Source organism: Halomonas icarae (assembly GCF_009901955.1).
Taxonomy (GTDB): Bacteria; Pseudomonadota; Gammaproteobacteria; order Pseudomonadales; family Halomonadaceae; genus Halomonas; species Halomonas icarae.
Map to the genome: position 1 here is coordinate 1 of NZ_WUTS01000033.1, position 504 is coordinate 504.

At 63.9% G+C, this 504-nt stretch carries 1 protein-coding gene; it reads left to right on the forward strand.

The features are described from left to right. A partial coding sequence (locus GRB80_RS16205) for an IS66 family transposase (RefSeq protein WP_161424448.1) occupies window positions 1-504 on the forward strand: 504 nt, incomplete at both ends.

The following is a 504-nucleotide window of genomic DNA, read 5'->3' on the forward strand; positions in this document are numbered from 1 at the left end:
ACCTATGAACTGGCGCTGCTCAAGCGCCACGCCTTCGGCAAGCGCAGCGAGCAGCTCAACGTCCTGCAGATCAGTCTATTGGAGGAGGTGGTCAATGCTGACATCGCTGCCATCGAGACCGAGCTGGAGGAGCTGAATCTCACTGCTGCCACGCCAGCGGCGAAGAAGACGCCCAAGCGCGCGCCCTTGCCCCCGGAGCTGCCGCGCACCGAGATACACCATGATCCGGAAAATGACCACTGCGCCTGTGGTTGTCAGCTGCGGCGGATCGGTGAGGAGGTCAGCGAGAAGCTCGACTACACGCCGGGCGTGTTCCACGTCGAGCGCCATGTTCGCGGCAAGTGGGTCTGCGACCAGTGCGAGACGCTGACCCAGGCGCCGATGCCGGCGCAGATCATCGATAAGGGCATCCCCACCGCCGGTCTGTTGGCCCAGGTGCTGATCGCCAAGTACGCCGATCATCTCCCGCTCTACCGTCAGGAGCAGATCTTTGCCCGTGCCGGC